The 5,289-nt window shown below is 39.6% G+C and carries 5 protein-coding genes; 3 read left to right on the top strand and 2 right to left on the bottom strand.

Annotation, left to right across the window (positions count from 1 at the left end; genetic code table 11):
- The first annotated feature begins 1,077 nt into the window (after nucleotides 1-1,077).
- Nucleotides 1,078-2,241 carry an IS110 family transposase gene (locus LI114_RS12985; protein WP_117897905.1) on the top strand — a complete coding sequence of 388 codons (1,164 nt, stop codon included), beginning with the start codon at nucleotides 1,078-1,080 and terminating at the stop codon, nucleotides 2,239-2,241.
- Between the two features lie 107 nt (nucleotides 2,242-2,348).
- Here the strand turns inward: LI114_RS12985 and lexA are convergent, their stop codons facing one another.
- A complete protein-coding gene (gene lexA, locus LI114_RS12990; RefSeq protein WP_177443186.1) occupies nucleotides 2,349-2,954 on the bottom strand; it encodes a transcriptional repressor LexA in 606 nt (201 codons plus the stop codon).
- A gap of 100 nt (nucleotides 2,955-3,054) precedes the next feature.
- A complete protein-coding gene (locus tag LI114_RS12995) occupies nucleotides 3,055-4,011 on the bottom strand; it encodes a helix-turn-helix transcriptional regulator (protein WP_117905800.1) in 957 nt (318 codons plus the stop codon).
- A gap of 540 nt (nucleotides 4,012-4,551) precedes the next feature.
- Here LI114_RS12995 and LI114_RS14385 point away from each other — a divergent pair.
- Together LI114_RS14385 and LI114_RS14390 are read left to right on the top strand one after the other, a co-directional pair.
- A complete protein-coding gene (locus tag LI114_RS14385; RefSeq protein WP_117897900.1) occupies nucleotides 4,552-4,821 on the top strand; it encodes a helix-turn-helix domain-containing protein in 270 nt (89 codons plus the stop codon).
- 121 nt (nucleotides 4,822-4,942) lie between these two features.
- On the top strand, nucleotides 4,943-5,239 hold the full coding sequence (locus LI114_RS14390; RefSeq protein ID WP_413770907.1) for an IS3 family transposase: 297 nt from the start codon (nucleotides 4,943-4,945) through the stop codon (nucleotides 5,237-5,239).
- The last annotated feature ends 50 nt before the right edge of the window (nucleotides 5,240-5,289 follow it).

A 5,289-nucleotide genomic window follows, 5' to 3' on the forward strand; every position in this document is an offset into this window, starting at 1 on the left:
TCCTTCGCTTTGAGATACTCAGCTTCAGTAAATTCGGAATACTTTTCACTTCCGCCGTTTCTGTTGTATTCAAAATATTTTGTTTTCATTGTAATTCCTCCGTTTTTGATATATAAGGTTTTTATCAAAACGAAGGCTTACGGGTACTTAGCTGTCAGACACAGCCATTTTGAAGTTAAAAACATATTTGTCCTTTCTCCCGATACTTCGGTCTGAGGACACAAAAAACGGAGTCTGTATTCAGCACACAGACTCCGTTTACCTGAAAAAAGGCGCACTAAAGAAAGGGTACTGAATATGCTGTTTTGCATTTTTTGCAAAACGACCATATTTTGTATCCTCGCCCTAATGCATATCAGGCGTTGAATATTTATTTAATAAAAAAAGCCGTCGACAAGACAGACTCCTTGCGGAATCTATCCTGCCGACGGCCTCTCATGTTAATCGACGTTAGTCGATATGTTTGGATAAACCGATCGGTAATCAAAGTATGCGACCCTGATAAAGGATTTAAACGCGGCGCTGTTTCAGCCCGACCTTACCGTCTACATACCGTATTTTATTTTAACACTCGCTGACATATTCAAACATCTCAATGATATCGTGATGCCTGCCTTTCGACTTTCTCAGCATTGTTATATGACAGCGTTTGCATTCAACTTTTGTTATGTTATTCCTGTTTGGATATCCTGTGGCTAATTCTCCGCAGTTGGGGCAGTACCAACGTTGAAGACGAGCGAACGTATTATTACCTCCCGATTCGTCCGCGTCAATTATTCGTATTTTTTGCATTACTTTCTTGTATGATATAGTAAAGCCTAAATCATACTCTCCTTGTATGATATAGTAAAGCCTAAATCATACTCTCCTTTCCAAAAATGTGGTATAATAAAACAGATGCTGTGGACTTTTGATTTTTTCTGTAGCTCGACTACTATAAGGAGTGTAAAGCCACAGTTTTATTTACAATGTTTATAGCTGGATAAGTCAAAGAATTTTAATCTCACGCAAGTTTACGGGAATAAAACTAAGTGGCACGAAAACAGTACCAATAATTTTACAAGGTAGGTAAAACTTATGATTTATGTTGGAATTGATATTGCAAAGGAAACTCACGTTGCCGCAGCAGTTGATTCGGACGGCGTTATTGTTATTGAACCCTTTTCTTTTTCAAACAACCACGAAGGCTTTAAGCTCCTTAAATCAAAGCTTGATTCACTCGACAAATCAAATCTTCTCATCGGGCTTGAATCAACTGCACACTATGCAGAAAATGTTATCTTTTTTCTGCACGGCTGCGGATATGAGCTTGCTGTCATCAATCCAGTTCAGACCGCCGCTATGCGTAAAACAGGCATTCGCAAGACTAAAACCGACAAGGTGGATTCTTTGCTTATCTGCAAAACATTGATGGTCAACTCATTCAGACGTTATACTGAAAACGACATCAAAACCTTAAAGCTAAAGTCCCTCTGCCGTTTTCGTCAGAATCTGAAAAAGTCCAAAGCACGACTTAAAATTCAGCTCACTTCTTACGTTGATGTTATCTTTCCGGAGCTTCAGTACTTCTTTAAATCCGGTCTGCACATCAAATCCTGTTATGAGCTTCTTAAGGTGTATTCTTCACCGGACGACATTGCTGCTTTACACTTAACAAAACTAAGTAACATTCTTACCAAAGCTTCCAGAGGTCGCTTCGGTAAGCAGGACGCTGAGTCCCTCAAAAGTCTTGCAAAATCGTCCGTTGGTGTGAAGAACACCTACATATCTATTCAAATAACCCAAACCATTGCTCAGATTGAGTTAATTGAAAGCCAGTTAAATGAGCTTGAAACGGTTATTGAAACAGCTATGGACGAGCTTGATTCGGTTATCATGACCGTTCCGGGTATTGGTAAGCTCAATGGTGCTATGATACTTGGCGAAATCGGTGACATTAAACGCTTTTCTGATTCTTCAAAGTTGCTTGCTTATGCAGGACTTGACCCTGTCATCAATCAGTCGGGCAAGTTCAACGCAAAGCGTACAAGAATGTCCAAGCGCGGTTCAAAGATACTCCGCTATGCTCTCATAAATGCAGCGTGGAACGTTTCTTTAAACAACGACACATTCAAGCGTTATTATGATTCTAAAGTAGCTCAGGGCAATTCTCATTATTCTGCTTTGGGACATACCGCTCACAAGCTTGTGAGGGTTATCTTTAAGCTCCTTAATGATAATATTACTTTCGCTCTCGTTTAAATTTTTCGCCTTTATCTTTTTAGGGTGGACATCCTTTTTGCCCCTTTTGAACTTTCTGTTAATCTTCTTCTTTTTCTATTGACTTTTCATAGCTGGTCTCCTTGTAATTATTCTAGATCTTTTATAACCTTGACTGCTACTCCCTGAATGATACAGTTATCCACATAGATATCATCCATTTCGCTGTTTTCGGGGTGCAGACGTATTCTTTGATTTTCCGGTTCGGGGTAAAAACGTTTGAGCGTAGCTTCATCGTCCATAAGAGCGACTACTATATCGCCTGAATCGGCATAGTTCTGCCGACGGATCAGCACCAGATCTCCGTAATCTATTCCTGCCTCTATCATGGAATCGCCGTTGGCTCGGAGCAGAAAAAAATCACCTCTGCCAAACAGAGAAACCGGCAGTCTTACGTATTCTTCAATATTTTCTTCTGCAAACTTAGGAACTCCGCAGGAGACAGAACCTAGTATGGGAATCTCAACGGTTTCGGCAAGCGTTTGTTTCTGACGTTTTGTCACAATACTTCGATGACCGTCATAGTCCAGCTCACCGTTTGCTTTCATTTTCTGCATATAGCGGCTGACGGTAGCTGTAGATAGCCCTACGCCGTTTGATATTTCCCTTACGCTTGGGGATGAGCCGTTATTTACCGCATAATCGTCTATAAAGGCTATGATCCTTTTAAAATACTCCGCATTCTTGTGCTGCATTTTTATGCGCCTCTTTCTAACTGTAACGTTCGTTTCGGTTATGTATATATTATAACGCCTTTGAATTTTGATGTCAATAGCAAAAAAACGAGGTGCACAATTACTTATGCACCTCAAACACACTTTCTCCCATTTGCACAAATTGGTCAACTGCTTCTTGTGGAAATTGTATACATATTTTTCCCTGATACTGGAACACCCACGCATAGAATGTAGGACTCAGCTCAATTTTTACTTTTACAGTGAAGAATTGTTTATCGGCTTTATTTGTTTCTATATCATCGCCGAACTTATCTATTATTGCTTTCATATGTTTGTTTTTGCATTTCAGAGTCACAGTCATGGGTTCTCCGCTGAACATTTTAAAGGTCTGAGCAATAAAATCTTTCAGCACAAAGTCCTTCGGACAGGGTATTGCAATGCTTTCCGTAAGTGATATATCCGCTATTCTGTCTATTCGGAAAACCGTTATGTCCTTATGCTTTTCACAGTAACCTACAAGATAGTACCTGTCGTCGTTCCACACGGCAGCATAAGGGCTGACCGTATATGTATATCCATTATGTTTTAAAACCTTTTCCCTTTTTTCGTTATATTCATAATACTGAAAACGGATTTTTCTGCACTGCGTAATGGCTGTGTTAATTGTATCGGCAAAATATATGCTTTTATTATCCGCTTTATTTTCGCTCGGCTGCTGAATTATGTTTTTAATCTCGTCCTTTTGATAAACGCTTAGCTGAGAAAACAGCTTGTCTATAAGCTCTGAGGACTTTTCCTCCGAGATGAACTGTGCTGCATTTACAGCGTCGCAGAGCATTTTTATCTCTGCGGATTCCAGTCCTCTGCTGCCGATAAAATACTTATTCTGTGTGCTTTTATCGCAGGTAATATCATAGCCTGCATCTCTTAACTTCCTGATGTCTGCAGGAATCGTATTTCTGTGAGCTGATATGCCTTGTTCTGCAAGCTTTTCAATAAGCTGATTTGTTGTCAGCTTGTGATTTTCGTCTGTTTGTTTGATAAGGATTTGGAGCAATGCCAGAAGCTTATTCATACGTCACCTCAAAATTATCCCATAAATATCGTCAATCATTACTCTTTTTCTGCTGACAAACACTATTATATCAGCGTAGAGATTATCTTTTTCATTATTACTTTACATATTTTATCGTTCCATTTGTGTTTGTCAAGCAGAAAGTGCATAAAAGGGGCTCGAAAAAGTGCATAGCCCAATCAGCACAAGATTAATGAGTGGAGGCTCGGTTTGCGCATACAATGAGCACCCCTGTTGTGTATTTTTGAAGCCCTTTTGCGAGCTCCTGTTCTGCATTTTTGGAGCCCATTTTCTGCATTTCTATTTTACCATAAACAGCAGAGTAAAACAACTAATAAATTTGCAGACAAAAAAGCGGAACGCTTTTATGAAATGCTCCCCTTTTGTTAGACAATGTGGTATAATAGAAGTATACCAATAAAAAGTCTGACGAAAGGGGGCATTTTTATGCCAAAAGGAAAGCCAAACAAGAGATACACACCGGAATTTAAAATAATGGTTGTAGAAACTATGCGTAAGGAAAAACTGAGTTAAAGAGAAGTGGCAAGACAGTTTGATGTGCCACATAGCAGAGTAACCTCTTGGGAAAGAATCTACCTTGAAGAAGGAAAAGAAGGATTCTATGTTGAACGACGTGGCAGAGCCTGTGCAGCCGGTGGAACACAGAAAGGCAGAAAGCCAAAACTTGACAAAAAGGTAGAAGAGGATTTAATTGCCGAAGTGCAGCGACTTCGTGCAGAAAATGCATACTTAAAAAAATTGAATACCTTGGTTGCCGAGAGGGTACGGCAAGAGAAAAAGCACAAGTGATATGGGAACTGAGGCATGAACACAAGGTAGGTCTGCTCATAGATATGCCGAAATACCTCGCAGCACCTACTACTATTACAGCAAACAATTTGATAATCCAAAACCGGACAAATACGCAGAAATAAAGTCTGAAATTCGCAGAATTTATGATGAAAGCAAAGGTCGTTACGGTTATCGCAGAATAACAAATGAATTGAGAAAAAAATATGTTGTCAACCACAAGACAGTACAGCGTTTGATGCGTAAAATGGGAATATTCTGCCGTGTCAGAATGAAGAAGTACAACTCATTCAGAGGTGAAGTCGGAAGAATTGCTCCTAATCTTCTTGAACGTGATTTCAAAGCAGACAAGCCTAATCAGAAGTGGGTTACCGATGTAACCGAGTTTGCTTTGTTCGGCACTAAGCTGTATCTTTGATATAGTATAATAAAACTTGACACTCCAACCTCAAAGAAGTAAAATAGAAA

Origin of the sequence: Ruminococcus sp. 210702-SL.1.03, from assembly GCF_020559915.1 — a bacterium.
Classification (GTDB): domain Bacteria; phylum Bacillota; class Clostridia; order Oscillospirales; family Ruminococcaceae; genus YE71.